18 protein-coding genes are annotated in these 15,304 nt (G+C 60.6%); 10 read left to right on the forward strand and 8 right to left on the reverse strand.

Features of this window, described 5'->3' with window-relative positions; all coding sequences use genetic code 11:
* Positions 1–34: 34 nt before the first annotated feature.
* Together FEE99_RS15345 and FEE99_RS15350 are read right to left on the reverse strand one after the other, a co-directional pair.
* The gene (locus FEE99_RS15345) at positions 35–1,117 is read right to left on the reverse strand and encodes a sugar phosphate isomerase/epimerase family protein (protein ID WP_041480589.1); all 1,083 of its coding nucleotides are present in this window, start codon (positions 1,115–1,117) and stop codon (positions 35–37) included.
* On the reverse strand, positions 1,107–2,270 hold the full coding sequence (locus FEE99_RS15350; RefSeq protein WP_371924019.1) for a Gfo/Idh/MocA family protein: 1,164 nt from the start codon (positions 2,268–2,270) through the stop codon (positions 1,107–1,109). Before FEE99_RS15350 ends, FEE99_RS15345 begins: the two co-directional genes overlap by 11 nt.
* A gap of 206 nt (positions 2,271–2,476) precedes the next feature.
* Between FEE99_RS15350 and FEE99_RS15355 the strand changes: the two genes are divergently transcribed.
* Positions 2,477–3,490 carry a LacI family DNA-binding transcriptional regulator gene (locus FEE99_RS15355; RefSeq protein WP_041480641.1) on the forward strand — a complete coding sequence of 338 codons (1,014 nt, stop codon included), beginning with the start codon at positions 2,477–2,479 and terminating at the stop codon, positions 3,488–3,490.
* Positions 3,491–3,495: 5 nt separating this feature from the next.
* On the opposite strand, the gene FEE99_RS15360 is transcribed toward FEE99_RS15355, so the two are convergent.
* Positions 3,496–5,877 (reverse strand): DUF3772 domain-containing protein, encoded by a 2,382-nt coding sequence (locus FEE99_RS15360; protein WP_041480587.1) that lies wholly within the window; start codon positions 5,875–5,877, stop codon positions 3,496–3,498.
* Positions 5,878–6,043: 166 nt separating this feature from the next.
* Between FEE99_RS15360 and FEE99_RS15365 the strand changes: the two genes are divergently transcribed.
* From FEE99_RS15365 to FEE99_RS15385, 5 genes are all read left to right on the forward strand, one after another.
* A complete protein-coding gene (locus tag FEE99_RS15365; protein ID WP_041480586.1) occupies positions 6,044–6,553 on the forward strand; it encodes a CinA family protein in 510 nt (169 codons plus the stop codon).
* The gene (locus tag FEE99_RS15370; RefSeq protein WP_041480585.1) at positions 6,550–7,068 is read left to right on the forward strand and encodes a hypothetical protein; all 519 of its coding nucleotides are present in this window, start codon (positions 6,550–6,552) and stop codon (positions 7,066–7,068) included. Before FEE99_RS15365 ends, FEE99_RS15370 begins: the two co-directional genes overlap by 4 nt.
* A 7-nt stretch (positions 7,069–7,075) precedes the next feature.
* Positions 7,076–7,531, forward strand: a complete 456-nt coding sequence (locus FEE99_RS15375; protein ID WP_016774256.1) for a DUF421 domain-containing protein — start codon at positions 7,076–7,078, stop codon at positions 7,529–7,531.
* A gap of 86 nt (positions 7,532–7,617) precedes the next feature.
* Positions 7,618–7,845 (forward strand): PLD nuclease N-terminal domain-containing protein, encoded by a 228-nt coding sequence (locus tag FEE99_RS15380; protein ID WP_024012535.1) that lies wholly within the window; start codon positions 7,618–7,620, stop codon positions 7,843–7,845.
* Positions 7,846–7,955: 110 nt separating this feature from the next.
* Complete coding sequence (locus tag FEE99_RS15385) at positions 7,956–8,102, forward strand: hypothetical protein (RefSeq protein ID WP_016774259.1); 147 nt, start codon at positions 7,956–7,958, stop codon at positions 8,100–8,102.
* A 112-nt stretch (positions 8,103–8,214) separates the two neighbouring features.
* Here FEE99_RS15385 and FEE99_RS15390 read toward each other — a convergent pair whose 3' ends face one another.
* Positions 8,215–9,387: an MFS transporter gene (locus FEE99_RS15390; RefSeq protein WP_237143820.1), complete on the reverse strand. Its 1,173-nt coding sequence runs from the start codon at positions 9,385–9,387 to the stop codon at positions 8,215–8,217.
* 161 nt (positions 9,388–9,548) lie between these two features.
* Between FEE99_RS15390 and FEE99_RS15395 the strand changes: the two genes are divergently transcribed.
* Positions 9,549–10,001, forward strand: a complete 453-nt coding sequence (locus tag FEE99_RS15395; protein WP_041480584.1) for a winged helix-turn-helix transcriptional regulator — start codon at positions 9,549–9,551, stop codon at positions 9,999–10,001.
* A gap of 171 nt (positions 10,002–10,172) precedes the next feature.
* Positions 10,173–10,598: a VOC family protein gene (locus FEE99_RS15400; RefSeq protein ID WP_041480583.1), complete on the forward strand. Its 426-nt coding sequence runs from the start codon at positions 10,173–10,175 to the stop codon at positions 10,596–10,598.
* Here the strand turns inward: FEE99_RS15400 and FEE99_RS15405 are convergent, their stop codons facing one another.
* The gene (locus FEE99_RS15405) at positions 10,599–11,513 is read right to left on the reverse strand and encodes a LysR family transcriptional regulator (protein ID WP_041480639.1); all 915 of its coding nucleotides are present in this window, start codon (positions 11,511–11,513) and stop codon (positions 10,599–10,601) included.
* Positions 11,514–11,715: 202 nt separating this feature from the next.
* On the opposite strand from FEE99_RS15405, the gene FEE99_RS15410 reads away from it, so the two are divergent.
* Together FEE99_RS15410 and FEE99_RS15415 are read left to right on the forward strand one after the other, a co-directional pair.
* Positions 11,716–13,056, forward strand: a complete 1,341-nt coding sequence (locus FEE99_RS15410; RefSeq protein WP_041480582.1) for a nucleobase:cation symporter-2 family protein — start codon at positions 11,716–11,718, stop codon at positions 13,054–13,056.
* A gap of 33 nt (positions 13,057–13,089) precedes the next feature.
* Positions 13,090–13,599: a nucleoside deaminase gene (locus FEE99_RS15415; RefSeq protein WP_041480581.1), complete on the forward strand. Its 510-nt coding sequence runs from the start codon at positions 13,090–13,092 to the stop codon at positions 13,597–13,599.
* Between the two features lie 169 nt (positions 13,600–13,768).
* Here FEE99_RS15415 and FEE99_RS15420 read toward each other — a convergent pair whose 3' ends face one another.
* The 3 genes from FEE99_RS15420 to FEE99_RS15430 form a co-directional block, all read right to left on the reverse strand.
* Positions 13,769–14,017: a DUF6555 family protein gene (locus FEE99_RS15420; RefSeq protein ID WP_041480580.1), complete on the reverse strand. Its 249-nt coding sequence runs from the start codon at positions 14,015–14,017 to the stop codon at positions 13,769–13,771.
* An 84-nt stretch (positions 14,018–14,101) separates the two neighbouring features.
* Positions 14,102–14,308 (reverse strand): hypothetical protein, encoded by a 207-nt coding sequence (locus FEE99_RS15425; RefSeq protein WP_371924020.1) that lies wholly within the window; start codon positions 14,306–14,308, stop codon positions 14,102–14,104.
* Positions 14,309–14,484: 176 nt separating this feature from the next.
* On the reverse strand, positions 14,485–15,249 hold the full coding sequence (locus FEE99_RS15430) for an SDR family oxidoreductase (RefSeq protein ID WP_041480578.1): 765 nt from the start codon (positions 15,247–15,249) through the stop codon (positions 14,485–14,487).
* Positions 15,250–15,304 lie beyond the last annotated feature (55 nt).

Consider the following 15,304-nt stretch of genomic DNA (forward strand, 5'->3'; position numbering starts at 1 on the left):
ACCGTATTGTTTTTATGTCGGTAACGCGGATGAATCAGTCGTCAGTCAGGCCGAGCAAGCGCCGGTTGGAAGCGGCATCGGCGCTGACCCCGGCGAAATCGTCGAAGGCCTTGGCGGTCCTGCGGATCATGTGTCGCTCGATGAACGCCGCGCCTTCCGCCGCACCCTGCGCGGCGTCTTTCAGGCAGCACTCCCACTCCAGCACGGCCCAGCCGTTGAAGTCGTATTGGCACAGTTTGCTGAAGATCGATTTGAAATCGATCTGGCCGTCGCCCAGCGAGCGGAAGCGCCCGGGACGCTCGACCCAACCCTGATAACCGCCGTAGACGCCGGAGCGCGCATCGGGGCGAAACTCGGCATCCTTGACGTGAAGCATGCGGATGCGTTGGTGGTAACGGTCGATGAAGCCGAGGTAATCCATTTGCTGCAGCAGCAGGTGGCTCGGGTCATAGAGAATTGCGGCGCGGGGGTGATGATTCACCGCCTCAAGAAACTGCTCGAACGACGCGCCGTCATGCAAGTCTTCGCCGGGATGGATTTCGTAGCACAGATCAACGCCAGCCTCTTCGAAGCAGTCGAGAATCGGCAGCCAGCGCTTGCCCAGTTCGGCGAAACCTTGCTCGACCAAACCGGTCGGACGTTGCGGCCATGGATAGACGTAGGGCCAGAGCAGGGCGCCGGAGAAGGTCGCATGGGCCTTGAGTCCGAGACGCTGGCTGGCACGGGCCGCCAGTTTCAACTGCTCGATGGCCCACTCGGTGCGCTCCTGCGGCTTGCCGCGCAGCGCTGGCGGGGCGAAGTCGTCGAACAGACTGTCGAACGCCGGATGCACAGCGACCAATTGCCCTTGCAGGTGCGTCGACAACTCGCTGATCACTACACCCGCGCGGGCGCAGACGCCGATAAGTTCGTCGCAGTAATCCTGACTTTCAGCGGCGCGCTGCAAATCGATGAACCGCGTGCCGAGGGTCGGTACCTGAATGGCTTTGTAGCCTTGCGAGGCTGCCCATTCGGCGATGTTGGCGAGGGAGTCGAAAGGTGCTTGGTCGGCGATGAATTGCGCGAGGAAAATCCCCGGGCCTTTCAGGCCAGTCGAATTTTGCTGATCACTGTTCATTGTGCTGGGCTCCTGTCAGTTGGCCGGGGATTTCGCTCCACTTTTCATTGCCAAGGTGATTGGCGATGGCGGTTTCAATGAAGGCCATGCCGCGCAGGCCGGTCTCGATGCCCGGTACGCCCGGGGCCTGATGGCCTTCGACGCCTTGAACGATCGCCTCGGCAAGATCGCCGTACAGGTTGGCCATCGCTTCCAGATAACCCTCGGGATGCCCGGCGGGCAGGCGCATGCGCTGACTGGCAGCGTCACACAACCACCGCTGACCGACTCCGGATCGCAGAATACGCATCGGTTCATTCAACGGTCGATGAATCAGACTGGCCGGCTCTTCCTGACGCCATTCCAGCCCACCCTTGTCACCGTAGACGCGGATCTTCAGCGGGTTTTCTTCACCGGCGCAGACCTGACTGGCGAGCAATACGCCACTGGCGCCGTCGCGCATTTTGAACAGCATCGCCACATCGTCATCCAGTTGCCGACCCTCGACATGCGAGCCGAGCATCGCGCTGATGAACTGGATCGACTGGCCGGCCACGAACTCGGCGAGGGAAAACGCATGGGTGCCGATGTCGCCAATGCAGCCGCCGATCCCGGATTGCGCCGGATCGTCGCGCCAGCCGGCCTGCTTGTTGCCTTGCCCGGCGACATCGGTGCTGAGCCAGCCTTGCGGGTACTCGACGATGACTTTGCGCACGTGCCCGAGCACGCCGCTGGCGACCATTTCGCGGGCCTGCCAGACCATCGCGTAACCGAGGTAGGTGTGCGCCAGCCCGTAAATTCGCTGGCTGTTGATCACCACCGAATGCAGCGCCTGCACCTCGGCGAGGTTCAGCGCCGCGGGTTTCTCGCTGAACACGTGAAAACCGGCGCTCAATGCTTCACGGGCAATCGGTGCGTGCAGATGATTGGGGGTGACGATGACCAGCAGTTGCATGCGTTGCTCGGCGGGCAGGGCGGCCTCGCGGGTAAGCAGGGTTTGCCAATCGTCGTAACAACGTTCGGCGGACAATCCCAGGGTCGCAGCGGTGCGCTGATTATTCTCTGAGTCGCGGCTGAACGCGCCGCAGACCAGTTCGAAGCGTCCATCGAGGCCGGCGGCTTGCCGGTGGGCGCGGGCGATGAATGAACCTTCACCGCCTCCGACAAAACCCATTCTTGTTTTTTTTGCGGCAGCGTACATGGCGGTCGTCTCGGTAGCTGGATGCAATGCTGATGAGTGATGTAACCGGTTACATCGTGGGCGAAATCTAGGCGTGAAATAGCCGGGTGTCAAATGGCAGCGGATGATCGACAGCGTTTCGATCGCTCGTTGCCTGCGGTAAGCTCCGCGCCTGATCGGCATGAAAAAACGAGGTGGTTTTGTCCAATATCCGCGAAGTGGCTCGGCTGGCCGGGGTTTCCGTGGCGACGGTTTCAAGGACTTTGAAATCGCCCGAGCGTGTGCTCGCGCCAACCCGTGAGCGCGTCATGGCGGCCGTGGAGCAGGCCGGCTATCGGCCGAACCTGATGGCCGTGCAGTTTCGCTCGCGGCGCACCGGCAATCTGGTGATTCTGGTGCCGACTATCGCCAATACCTTCTTTGCCCGGGTCATCAGCGGCGCGCAGCAAGCGGCGCAGGCGGCTGGCTATCGCTTGCTGCTCTGCGACACTCAGGGCCGGGTAGAACTGGAGCGGCAATTCGCCGAGCTGGTGTACGCCTATCAGGCCGACGGCGTAATCCAGTTGCGCGCTTACGATCCGTTCGAAAATGCCCCGCCCGACGCCGATGTGCCGCCGATCGTGAACGCCTGCGAAGTGCTCAAGGCCGGGCGTTATCCAACCATCAGCCTGGACAACGTCGCCGCCGCCAAAGCCATGACCGACCACCTGATCGCCTTGGGACACCGACGCATCGGCCTGATCAAGGGTTCGAAAAACAGCCCGCTGACTTTGGATCGACTGGCAGGTTACGAAGCGGCATTGCGCGAAGCCGGGATTGCCTTCGATGAAGCACTGATCTGCCATGGCAATTTCAGCCTCGAGGCAGGTTATGCAGGCGCGCAAAAGATGCTCGCATTGGCCGAGCGACCGAGTGCGCTGTTCTGTGAAAACGATGAAATGGCCATTGGTGCACTCAAGCGCATCCGGCAGGCTGGGCTGCGTGTGCCCGAGGATATTTCAGTGGTGGGTTTCGATGACATTCCCATGGCTGCGTTCTGCGATCCGCCGCTGACCACCATCTCGCAACCGGCTGAGGCCTTCGGGGCCAAGGCGGTCGAGATGTTGATTGCCCTGATCGAAAAGCGGCCGCTGGCAGAAAGGCATGTCGTCCTGCCGTTCGAGCTGACGCCACGCAGCAGCACGGCCCGCATCGACAACTCGGGCAAGCGCTAACCGGATCACGCCGCTGGCGGCTTCGCCAGCGCGATCCCCGCCGCGCCCAACCGCTTCAACACTTCAAACAACAAATCGCTCTTGGTCAGCCCGACAATCCTCGGGCTGCCCACATAGCCGGTGACCGTGAGGGTTATGCCGTCCGGCGACAACTTGCTGAAACGCACGAATGGCGCCGGTTTATCGAGGATGGTTTCGTTCTCGTGATACGCATCCAGCAGCAGTTGTTTGACCTGCTCAGGATCGATATCCAACGGAAACACCAGCTCCAGCGATGCCACGCCCTGAGCGCTGCCGCCGAGGGTAACGTTGCGCAGGTTCTGCGAGATCAGTTGCGAGTTGGGCACGATCACGATCGAGCGGTCGCTGAGCTGGATTTCCGTGGCACGCACGTTGATCCGGCGGATGTCGCCCTCGACGCCGCTGATGCTGATCAGGTCGCCGACCTTGACCGGGCGCTCGGTGAGCAGAATCAGGCCGGAGACGAAGTTCTTGACGATCTCCTGCAAGCCAAAGCCGATACCCACGGATAGCGCACTGACGATCCACGCCAGATTGGTCCACTGCACGCCCAGCGACGACAGCGTCAGCAGAATCACGAAGGCGTAGCCGATATTGGAGAACAGCGTGCTCAGCGACGCGCACATGCCCGGGTCCATGTCGGTCTTGGGCAGGAATTCGTTGTCGAGCCAGCGGCTCAATGTACGGATTAGCCAGATGCCGATCAGCAGCGCCAGCAGCGCATTGAGCAGGTGCCCGGGGACGATATTCAGCTTGCGCAAACCGGCGCCGCCAAGAATCGACATGATGTTGGTGACCAGTTGGCCGAGCGTGGTGCCGATGCCGCCGACAAACAACGAAATCAGCGCCATCAGCATCAGGCCGGCGCGGCTGACGCCGGACAACAGGATTGAGGTCTGCTCAAGGCGCCGATCGCTGACCCCGAGCAATTGCTTGAGCGCCTGGCCGCTCGCGTGTTTCGGTGAAAACAGGTGTTCACATGCGTCCTTGACCAACTGAATGAGCAAATAGAAGCCCGACAGCACGACGTGGCTCCACACCAGTTCATAACTGATGAACCGCGCCAGCGAAACATAGCCGGCAAGCAGGGCAATGGCCGTGACAAACATCGAGACGCTGGCGACGCTGTAGATCAGCCCGGCGAACACGCTGTTCGTCGCCGAAGCGTCGTTGGCGGCGACCAAGGCCTTGCGCACTTTGCCCACGCGCACCAGCATCGTGCCGATGATCGCCAGCACCACCATGGAAATCACGCCGCGCCCGGCCATCACGATGTGGCTGCTCATGCCTGTGGCATTGGCGACTTGCACCAGCGTCACCAACACCAGCAACGCGCAGGCGAGGATTCGCGGATAAGGCTTGAGGGCCAGCGCCACTGGATCAGCAATTGCCGGCAGGCGCCACGACGGGTGCTCGGTGGACAGCAATGCACGGCTGAGCCCGGTGATCAGCACGCAGGCATAGACGACTTTTTCGAACTCTTCGGAAAAGGTTTCCAGCACCGGCGGCAGGGCATCGTGGCGGGTGCAGGCGTAGAACAGGAGTTTCAGGGCGATGGCGGTGGTGATGAAGGTCGCTATGGCTGAGGCGAAGGCCAAGGCACTGCGGCGCAGTCGGCCCTCCGCCACGCGATGAATGCAGAACCAGGTCAGCCCGCGCTCAGCCAGACGCCGGCCAAAGGTCCAGACGAGCAACGCCAGCAGCACCAGCACGCAGGTGTAAAAACGCTCGCCCGGCGCCCATACCGAGGCCCAGACGTCGCCCACCTGCTCGACGAACAGTCGCAGCCGCTCGCGGTCGTCCTCGCTTGGATTGATCAGTGGCGCCCAGAACTGCGGACTCAACACACTGCGTGTGCTCAGGGTCAGTTCGCTTTCCAGCAGCGTGCGGCGAATGCCGGCGATTTGCGTGATCAGGTCGGCGGCATTCTGTTTCAGTGCGGCGAGGCTTTTCAGGGTGCCGTCGACCTTGCTTTTCTGTTCCGCCAGCGCGGCCCGCTGCGCGACGATATCGGCTTGCTCGGCAGCCACCTCAGCGTCTGGAGCGGTGCCGAGCACGCCCAGTTGCACCGCCAGTTGCGCCTGTTGCGGCAACAGCGCTGCCGACAATCGATCGACATCGAGAATGAACGCCTGCACTCGATCCTGCGGGCCTTCGAGCTGGTTGTAATTGTTTGCCGCCGAAATCTGCTGCTTGAGCCCGTCGAGGCGTTGTTGCAGGGCTTGCAGATCGCTCTGCGAAATCACCGGCAGCGGCGCTGCGCCGGGGTTTGTCGGCGCGGCAGGCTCCGCTGCCCACGGCGCAGCGCTGCCCGGCATCAGCAGCAGGAACAGAATCAAAAACAACGACTTGAATGAACAACGCATGGGGGTTGGCGGGCTCAAGTGGATCACACAGTCTATGAGGGTAGGTGATCGCGCCGAATGGGGCGGAAAACTTTCTCGGCAAGAGGCGCTCGTACGCTCATCCAGTCCAGCGGAATGATCAGCGCAGCGGGCGGTCAACCGGCAATAACAGCTGCGAGAGCCCGTCATGTCCATCGCCAAGGAAACGATTGAATATCTGCGGCGACATTCGCTGATCATCACCACCGCCGAATCCTGCACGGCCGGGGAAATCGTCATGTTGCTGTCGGAAGTGCCCGGCAGCGGCGAGCTGATCGAATGCGGCTACGTGGTCTATTCGCCGCAAGCCAAGCAGCGCTTGCTCCACGTCAGCCCGGCGACCATGGAAACCTTCAATCTGACCAGCGTGGAAGTTGCCAGTGAAATGGCCATCGGTGCGTTGCGCGACAGCACGGCCAACGTCGCCGTCGCCACCACCGGCATTCTCGGCCCCGACGATATGGATGGCATCAAGGCCGGTACGGTGTGTTTTGCCTGGGCGTTTCAGTTCGATGACCAACATTTTCTGTTCAGCACCCGGCAATGGTTTCCCGGATCGCGCAGTGAAGTGCAGACCCTGGCCTGTGAGTTCGCCTTGCAGCAGTTGCCGGCCTATCACCGTCGCGCCTTGCGCGGCGAAGGAGGGTGGCGCCGATGAAGCCTGACGCTGAGCATCTCGATCTGCAAAGCCGACGATTCCCGGTGCAGGAGGACATGCCCTATCAGTTGAAGGTCTGGCGCTTCGAGCGCATCGGTTGGTATCTACTGGTGCTGTGCATGCTGCTGGGTCTGTTGGGGCTGTTTTCCCGGGGCGTGCTCAGTTCGCACGACGCCCGCAGCGACGACGGCAAAGTCCAGGTTGAATACGAGATGTTCCACCGCAACGGCTCGACCAACCCGCTGAAACTCAGCGTGCACGCGACTCCTGAAGCTACCGTCGAATTGGACATCGGCGGCGAGATGCTCAATGACTTCAGCATCGAAACCATGCAGCCGGCGCCGGTGCGTATGCGCAGCTCAGCGCAGGGCATGCGTTTGTGGTTGCAGGCGGATGCGCAGGGCCAGGCAACGCTTTATCTGACCCTGCGCGGCGACGGACTGGGGCTGTTTCGCAGTCATATCCGCGCGCCGGGCTCGAGCGAAGTGATGCTCACTCAATTCATTTATCCATAGGTGACCCATGGACTCGGTGTTGCGCGCACTCGCGATGTATCTGGCACTGATGGTGCTGTTCAAAATTGCCGGTCGGCGTTCGTTGGCCGAGCTGACGACGTTTGATTTCGTCTTGCTGATGATCATCGGTGAAGCCACCCAGCAAGCGCTGCTTGGTGATGATTTTTCCCTGACCAATGCGTTTCTGGTGATCATCACCCTGATCGCCATCGACGTTGGGTTCTCTTTGCTCAAGCAGCGTTCCAGCTGGATCTCGCGGCTGATCGATGGTGAACCAACGATCATTGTCGAGAACGGCAAGCTGTTGCAGCGGCGTCTGCGCCATGCGCGGCTGGTCGAGGCGGATGTCATGGAGGCGGCGCGCTCCAGTCAGGGCATTGAAACCATCGACCAGATCAAGTTCGCGATCATCGAGCGCAACGGCAAGATTTCCGTAATCCGCCAGGATCCGGAAGGCGGCTGAGGCTTTGGCGCCGCGCACGCGCAATTTTTTTGAACGCTGAAAAAGCCCCGCAGCCCAATGCTTACAAGTCATCGGAGGATTGCGAAATGAACGAGGCAGCGAGTTACTTCTCCATCGCCGTGGCGGTGATCATTCTGCTGGTCGACCTGTGGGCGATTGTCAGCGTGTTTCGCAGCAACAAGAGCGTCGGCGTCAAAGCCGCCTGGGCGATCGGCTTGATCGTGTTCCCGGTTCTCGGCCTGATCGTGTGGGGCATCGCTGGCCCGCGCGGCGTCAAGGAAGGGCCTTCGTCGCCCGAGCACAGTAAGGGCTGAGAGCCCGATGCAGTCCTGCAATGAATTTGCGCGCATTCCGGAAATGTAGGTGAACGATGTTAGGTCAAGCTTGAACCGGGTAGCGATACCACTGCTGAAAGGAGATTGTCATGAAGAAAATCTGCGTATGTCTGGGGTTCTGCTCAATGTTTCTGTTGAGCGGCTGCTTCGATTCCAACGATGCACCCAACAAGGACGGCGACAAAAGCAAACCGTCGGTGCAGATGCAGACCGAGAAGCCCGAGGAGGGCAAGTAACTGCTGGCGAATAATCCCTGTGGGAGCGAGTCTGCTCGCGAAGGCGTCAGGTCAGACAATTCGCTGCTGACTGATGCTTAGTCTTCGCGAGCAGGCTCGCTCCCACATTGGTTCAGTCGTGTGAATAAACGTACTCCAGCCACACCCAATACATCAGCGCCACAGCACTGATCCCGCCTCCAAGAAAACACACCGCCACCCAGCCAGAGTGCGCATAGGTATACGTCGCCGCGATGGCGCCCAGACCACTGCCCACCGAGTAAAAACACATATACGCACCGACCAGTCGGCTCTGCGCATCGGGCCGTGCGGCGAAGATCAGGCTTTGGTTGGTGACGTGCACCGCTTGCACGGCGAAGTCGAGGAGGATCACGCCGACGGCCATGGCCAGCAGCGAACTGTCGACAAATGCGCTGGGCAGCCAGGACAGCGTCAACAGCGCCAGGGCGATGCCGGTGGTGCGATTGCCCAAGCCGCGATCGGCCAGGCGCCCAGCCCGTGCGGCGGCGAGCGCGCCCGCCACTCCTGCCAGACCAAACAGGCCGATCTGCGTGTGGGACAACGACAGGGGCGGGGCGCTGAGCGGCAGCACCATCGACGTCCACAACACACTGAACGCGGCGAAGATCAGCAGGGCGAAGATGCCTCTGATGCGCAATACCCGTTCAGTCAAAAAAAGTTGGAACATCGAACGCAGCAATTGCCGATAGCTGCCCTGTGCGGGCGGTTTTGCCGAGGCGGGCAGGGTGCGCCATAACAGCAGAGCCATGCCGATCATCATGACTGCCGAGACAAAATACACGCCGCGCCAGCCGGCCAGATCAGCCACTACGCCGGAAACGAAACGCGCCAGCAAAATGCCCAGCACCACGCCACTGGTGACGGTGCCTACGGCGGCGCCGCGCTGTTCCGGACGAGCAAGGCTGGCGGTGCAGGCGACCACCACTTGCACCACCACCGCCAGCAATCCCACCAGCATCATGGCGCCGAGCAGCATGCCCCAGCTCTCGGACAGGCCCACGGCACACAGCGCCGTTGCAGACAACAGCAGTTGGCTGACTATGAGTTTCTTGCGATCGAGCAGATCACCCAGCGGCACAATGAACAGCAGCCCGACCGCATACCCGGCTTGCGTGGCCGTGACCACAACGCCGATTGCACCGGGTGAAACCCCGAGGCTGGCGGCCATCGATTCCAGCAATGGCTGTGCGAAGTAAACATTGGCCACCGCCATGGCGCAGGTGATTGCAAAGATTAAGGTCTGCAAACGACTCAACCCAATCATTTTGCTCTCAGGTGTGACTTGCGCATTGACCAGGGTTCGCGTCGGGCAGGGCATCCTTGCTTCCTCGTAGTGTGGTTTTGAATTGAAACCGATGCGTTGATCTTTGTTCATTCGGGTTGTTAAATGCAACCACATTCAATAATCGATCCATCAGGAATCACATGGCCCGACAACAAACATTGGCGCAGAGCGAATGCCCGGTGGCCCGAACACTCGAAGCCATTGGCGATCGCTGGGCCTTGATGATCATTCGCGATGCGTTCGATGACGTGCGCCGTTTCAGTGAATTCCAGAAACGTCTGGGCCTGGCCAAGAACATCCTCACGGTCAAACTGAAAATGCTCGTCGAGCTCGGCGTGTTGCAGATTCAGCCCGCGTCCGATGGCAGCGCCTACAAGGAATACGTGCTCACCGACATGGGCCGCGCGGTGTTCCCCATCGTCGTCAGCCTGCGGCAGTGGGGCGAGCGTTTTCTGTTTGTCGAGGGGGAGGAGCACTCGATCCTGCTCGACAACGAACGGGCCGAGCCCGTCGAGACTATCGTCGTGCGCTCCAGGGCGGGCGCGGTGCTGGCCCCGGCGGACTGTCACCGAAAAGTGGTGACGCGCCGGTAAGGAAGCCGAGCAGATAGTCGTGGCGCGTATTCACAGCCGCGCTATCTCCATGGCATGAAAAGTCGAGTCGGCATTCGCAGGGTTTTTGATCTAGGCTGTTTTCGATCCTCGATCAGCAGCGGTGCGCCGTTGCCAGATTGGTTTTAATCAACGCGGTTGCCGGAGTGCCTGATGAGTCTTTCGCCTTTCCACCTCGCCATCCCGGTTTACGACCTTGCCGCTTGCCGCCGTTTTTACGGTGAAGTGTTCGGCCTGGACGAGGGCCGGTCCAGCGCGCAATGGGTCGACTTCAACTTCTACGGCCACCAGTTGGTCATCCACGAACAGCCGAAAACGGCTGCCCAGCAAAGCGTTAATAGCAACCCGGTCGACGGCCACGACGTACCGGTCCCGCACTTCGGCATCATTTTAGAGTGGCAGCAATGGGAGGCACTGGCCGAGCGACTGAAGTCATTCGGCACGCAATTCGTGATCGAGCCCTACATTCGATTCAAGGGGCAGATCGGCGAACAGGCGACCATGTTTCTGCTCGACCCCTGCGGCAATGCGCTGGAATTCAAGGCGTTCAAGGACATGGGCCAGGTGTTCGCCAAGTAATCACAGCGTGGTGATCTGGCCGTTGCGATCGCGCTCATAAACCTTGTTGGCCTGCAGCTTTTCCTTCAGCCAGCGCTCGGCCGTACCCAAGGGACGTTGGCGTGCCCATAACAGGTCGACGCCGATTTGCCAGTCGGTATGCGGGTACGCCGACAGCTGCATCTCGACCAGTTCGCCATTGCCCAGTTCACGCTGGATCAGCTGGCGCGGCAAGGTCGCCCAGCCGAGGCCGGCGCGAACCATTTCCAGCAGGGCCAGATAGCTTTCCGCTTGCCACAGTTGCGTCGAACGCAGGTATTCACTGCTCGGCAGTTTGCTGGCGTGCGCACTGAACGCCAGGCGCCGATGCACGTGCAAATCGTCGAACGTGACGTTGTCCAGTTTCGCCAGCGGGTGATCGGGATGGCAGACGTGCAGCATGATCAGCTTGCCCAGTTGCTGGAACGCCAGTTCCCGGGGATAGCCCGGCTGCGAAAACGCCACGCCGAGCACCGCCTCGCCACTGCTGACCAGTTCGCTGACATCGCCGTAGACCGGGTGACGAATGATCAGATCGACAAACGGGAAGGCCTGCTCGAACGCACGCAGCACCGGCATGATCGGGCCGTACGGTGTTTCAATCGCCAGGGTCAGGCTCGGTTCGACGCTATCGGAAAGGCAATCAGCGTGGGCCTCGAAGGTCATGCAACGCTCCAGTACCGCCTCTGCCTGGATCAGCAATTTATGCCCGCTGGCGGTGAGGGCAGGGCTGCGATTGCTGCGGTCGAACAGCTCTACGCCAAGGTCTGCTTCCAGATTGGCGATCGCTGCGCTGATGGTCGACTGCGTCTTGCCCAACTTGCGCCCGGCGGCGGAGAACGAGCCGCTTTTCACCACTTGGGCAAACATCAGCAACTGATCGAGTGAGAAGCGCACGCGGTGTACTCCGAGGTTGAGCGAGACGGCGATTGTGCCGCGTCTTTGCCATCGAAAAAAGCGATGGTTGCCAATTTGTTTCATCGTTAAAAACATTCAAGGATGACCCCGCGTCTTCGAACGCCGGGGCCGATTCTGTTTGTGCGTCTGTCCCTGAGCGCCCGCGATTACACCCAACGCTGCCCCTTCAGGAGCTTGTGCCATGACTACACAACGCGTTCACCCGGTCGATGAGGTGTTGCCCCTGCGGCAGCTTTTCACCTTCGGTCTGCAGCATGTTCTGGTGATGTATGCGGGAGCGGTGGCGGTGCCGCTGATTCTCGGCAGTGCGATGGGACTGACGTCGGCTCAGGTGGTTTTACTGATCAACGCCAACCTGCTGACGTCCGGTGTGGCGACGTTGATTCAGACCCTCGGCTTCTGGAAGTTCGGCGCGCGTTTACCATTGATTCAGGGCTGCTCTTTCATTGCGCTGGCGCCGATGATCATGATCGGCAAGGAGTTCGGCCTCAGCCAGATCTTCGGGGCGGTGATCGCCGCCGGCTTCCTGACCATCGCACTGGCGCCGGTGTTCAGCCGCTTGCTGCGATTCTTTCCGCCCGTGGTGATTGGCAGCCTGATCACCATCATCGGTATTTCACTGATGCCGGCGGCGGCAATCTGGCTGGGTGGCGGCAATCCCGATTCGCCTGACTTCGGTCGCCCGGCCAATCTGCTGCTGGGTCTGGCCACGGTCAGTGTGACGCTGGTGATTTATGCGAAGTTCAGCGGTTTCATCGGCAACCTCAGCGTGCTCATTGGCTTGTTTGTCGGCAGCCTGATCGCTGCCGCATTCGGCATGACGCACTTCAGTCGGGTCAGCGAGGCGGCGTGGCTCGAGTTGAGCGCGCCAATGGCGTTCGGTGCGCCGGAATTTTCTCTGGTACCGATTCTGATCATGACCCTGGCGATGCTGGTGATCATGGCCGAGACCACTGGCAACTGCCTGGCCATCGGCAAACTGGTCGGCAAACCGACTACGCAGCAGACCCTCGGCAACGCCTTCCGCGCCGACGGCTTGTCGACCATGCTCGGTGGTCTGTTCAACAGTTTTCCCTACAACGCCTTCACGCAAAACACCGGCCTGATTGCGCTTTCGAGCATCAAGAGCCGCTTCGTCGTTGCGGCCGCTGGCGCGATCATGGTGTTGATGGGCTTGTTTCCCAAGCTCGGCGCGCTGATTGCGGCGGTGCCGACGCCGGTGCTGGGCGGCTGCGCGATCGTCATGTTCGGCATGACCACGGTGGCGGGCATTCAGGAACTGTCACGGGTGCAGTTCGAAGGCACACGCAACGCCATCATTGTCGCGGTGTCGGTCAGCGTCGGCGTCCTGCCGATGTCGTTTCCGGCCCTGTTCGAACATGTCGGCCCGACGCTGAAACTGGTGCTCGACAGCGGCATTTTCCTCGGTGCGATCACCGCCATTCTGCTCAACCTCTTGCTCAACAAACAAAAACCATCGACCGACGCCGTCGGCGCTTCCACGGCCGAGCTGGCCGACTGACTTTTGTCTTTTCTCACTGCCCAGGAGTTACCCATGAATCAATTCACTCAGCTTGTTCCGGCCGGCGTCAGCGATCTGGACCTGGCATTGCTGCGCCAGACCATCGCCCTGTCGCAGGCGTCGAAACAACGTGGCCGGCACCCGTTTGCGGCGCTGGTGGCGGATCGCGACGGCAAGGTGATTGCCGAAGCGGGCAACAATTCGATGCCGCCGGAAGGTGATCCCACCCAGCATGCCGAACTGGTCGCGGTCGCTGCGGCGGCGAAGCGGTTGTCACCCACGGAGCTGGAGGCGTGCACGCTGTACACCAGCGCCGAACCTTGCTGCATGTGCGCGGGCGCGGTGTATTGGACCGGTGTCGGGCGAGTGGTGTATGCGTTGTCGGAGCATGCTTTGCTCGGGCTGACTGGCGATCATCCCGAGAACCCGACATTCTCGTTGCCGTGTCGCGAGGTGTTTGCCAGAGGGCAGCGCACGGTCAGTGTCTTTGGGCCGATGCTGGAGGAAGAGGCGGCTGAGCCGCATAAAGGGTTCTGGTCTTAGTTGTTATTGATCGTTCCCACGCGGAGCGTGAGGAACGATCAGTTTCGCGCGGTCAGGTACTGGTCATTTCACCGGGACGATAACCGCACATTCCCCAGCGGAATGCCCTCCATGGTCTGTTGTGGGGCGCCTGGCTGACGTGCAAGCTCAGCCAGGCGACCCGATTTGCCTAAGCCTCCGTCCAGTCCAGCGCTGCCGTCTCGCGCCATTTCACCTCCGTAATCCCATAGCGCTCGGCCTGGGGTTTGGAAACCACTTTCAACGGTGGTTTACCCGGTTTCGGAATCGGCGCAATACCGGCGTCACAGCTCGCCCAATGCCAAGCGTCGGCGTTGCGCATACTCTTGGCGCGGATGACGAATGATTTTGGCTGGTCGTGATGTTTGTATTCGATGACGAAAATATCGGTGCTACGCATGAGTTCCTCCTTACGCTCATACGTAAATGATTTTGTCCGACAAGAAAAATTCAAAGGATTTTCTGGCCAGATGATCAGCGTCACTCAGCGCTCTGGAACGCGGTTCTTCATGAAGCCGCGCAGGTTCATCAGGAACAGGCAAAGCTGCAGAACGATCAGCGCGTAAGCCCCGGCATGGACGCCCCAGATCACCCACAGCAAATTGCTCAGACTGAAACAAACGAAGCCGCTCATGCGCCGTTGCGGTCGTTGCGAACCAATCAGCCACGCGGCCAGAACGGTGACCAGCATCGCCGGCCATTGCACCCAATCCAGATATGCCAACACCCTGTCCTCTGCATGGATTTGCCTGATGCAGAAAGGGTACACAGCAACCGATTTCGGGTCACCGCTGAGCCTTGGATCTTGTCCCAAAAAAAACCACTTGGATCAGAAACCCAAGTGGTCGGAAGTATTCGGCGCTGTCATCAAGCCACCGGAATAGGATTTTCCAGCAGCGACAGGTTGAACTGCTCGATCAACCCGTGCTCGTTCGCGCCCTGGTTGGCTCGCAGCGGCAGCACTCGGTCGACCAGCACTTCGGTGGTGGCGGTTTCCAGCTTGATCAGGGTTTCCTCGATAAACTCGCCCAGCGGCATGGCGCGCTCGTCGCCGCTCTTGTGAATCAGGTCGGTATCAACCCAAGGTGGCGCGATTTCCAGGACCTTGACGCTGGTGTCGCGCAGCATGAAGCGTTGCGACAGCGAGTAGGAGTGGATCGCCGCTTTGGTCGCCGAATACAGCGCCGTGGTCGCCAGCGGCAGGTAGGCCAGCACCGAGCTGTTGTTGATGATGTAGGCCTCGGGTTGGCGCTTGAGGTGTTCGACGAACGCCGCGCTGACGCGCACCGGGCCGAGCAGGTTGGTCTGCAACAGACCGACGGCCTGTTCATCGTCGTAGTCGCCGGAACCCGCGTTGTCGAAGGGCATGATCCCGGCGTTGTTGATGATTACGTTCAACGACGGATGGCGGCGGATGACTTCGGCGGCGACGTCCTTGATCTGCTGCGCATCGTTGATGTCCAGCTGCACGGTGTCGATGCCCGGATTCGCTTGGGCAATCTCTGCCAGCAGGGTCTGGCGACGACCAGCGATGATGACCTTGTTGCCGCGCTGATGCAGGGCCTCGGCCAGTGCGCGGCCGATGCCGGAAGTGCCGCCGGTGATGAAGATCGTGTTGGCTTCAAGTTTCATGAGCTGCGTCCCGCGAGTGGATTGATTGGAATGCAAGCCATGATGGAGAAAACCT

The sequence above is a fragment of the Pseudomonas sp. ef1 genome (assembly GCF_007293365.2).
Lineage (GTDB): Bacteria > Pseudomonadota > Gammaproteobacteria > Pseudomonadales > Pseudomonadaceae > Aquipseudomonas > Aquipseudomonas siliginis.

Bases quoted from the DNA above. Each gene is read 5' to 3' on its own strand.
- FEE99_RS15345 (WP_041480589.1), bottom strand. From the start codon at position 1,117: ATGAACAGTGATCAGCAAAATTCGACTGGCCTGAAAGGCCCGGGGATT.
- FEE99_RS15350 (WP_371924019.1), bottom strand. From the start codon at position 2,270: ATGGGTTTTGTCGGAGGCGGTGAAGGTTCATTCATCGCCCGCGCCCAC.
- FEE99_RS15360 (WP_041480587.1), bottom strand. From the start codon at position 5,877: ATGCGTTGTTCATTCAAGTCGTTGTTTTTGATTCTGTTCCTGCTGCTG.
- FEE99_RS15365 (WP_041480586.1), top strand. From the start codon at position 6,044: ATGTCCATCGCCAAGGAAACGATTGAATATCTGCGGCGACATTCGCTG.
- FEE99_RS15370 (WP_041480585.1), top strand. From the start codon at position 6,550: ATGAAGCCTGACGCTGAGCATCTCGATCTGCAAAGCCGACGATTCCCG.
- FEE99_RS15375 (WP_016774256.1), top strand. From the start codon at position 7,076: ATGGACTCGGTGTTGCGCGCACTCGCGATGTATCTGGCACTGATGGTG.
- FEE99_RS15380 (WP_024012535.1), top strand. From the start codon at position 7,618: ATGAACGAGGCAGCGAGTTACTTCTCCATCGCCGTGGCGGTGATCATT.
- FEE99_RS15385 (WP_016774259.1), top strand. From the start codon at position 7,956: ATGAAGAAAATCTGCGTATGTCTGGGGTTCTGCTCAATGTTTCTGTTG.
- FEE99_RS15390 (WP_237143820.1), bottom strand. From the start codon at position 9,387: ATGATTGGGTTGAGTCGTTTGCAGACCTTAATCTTTGCAATCACCTGC.
- FEE99_RS15395 (WP_041480584.1), top strand. From the start codon at position 9,549: ATGGCCCGACAACAAACATTGGCGCAGAGCGAATGCCCGGTGGCCCGA.
- FEE99_RS15400 (WP_041480583.1), top strand. From the start codon at position 10,173: ATGAGTCTTTCGCCTTTCCACCTCGCCATCCCGGTTTACGACCTTGCC.
- FEE99_RS15410 (WP_041480582.1), top strand. From the start codon at position 11,716: ATGACTACACAACGCGTTCACCCGGTCGATGAGGTGTTGCCCCTGCGG.
- FEE99_RS15415 (WP_041480581.1), top strand. From the start codon at position 13,090: ATGAATCAATTCACTCAGCTTGTTCCGGCCGGCGTCAGCGATCTGGAC.
- FEE99_RS15420 (WP_041480580.1), bottom strand. From the start codon at position 14,017: ATGCGTAGCACCGATATTTTCGTCATCGAATACAAACATCACGACCAG.
- FEE99_RS15425 (WP_371924020.1), bottom strand. From the start codon at position 14,308: ATGCTGGTCACCGTTCTGGCCGCGTGGCTGATTGGTTCGCAACGACCG.
- FEE99_RS15430 (WP_041480578.1), bottom strand. From the start codon at position 15,249: ATGAAACTTGAAGCCAACACGATCTTCATCACCGGCGGCACTTCCGGC.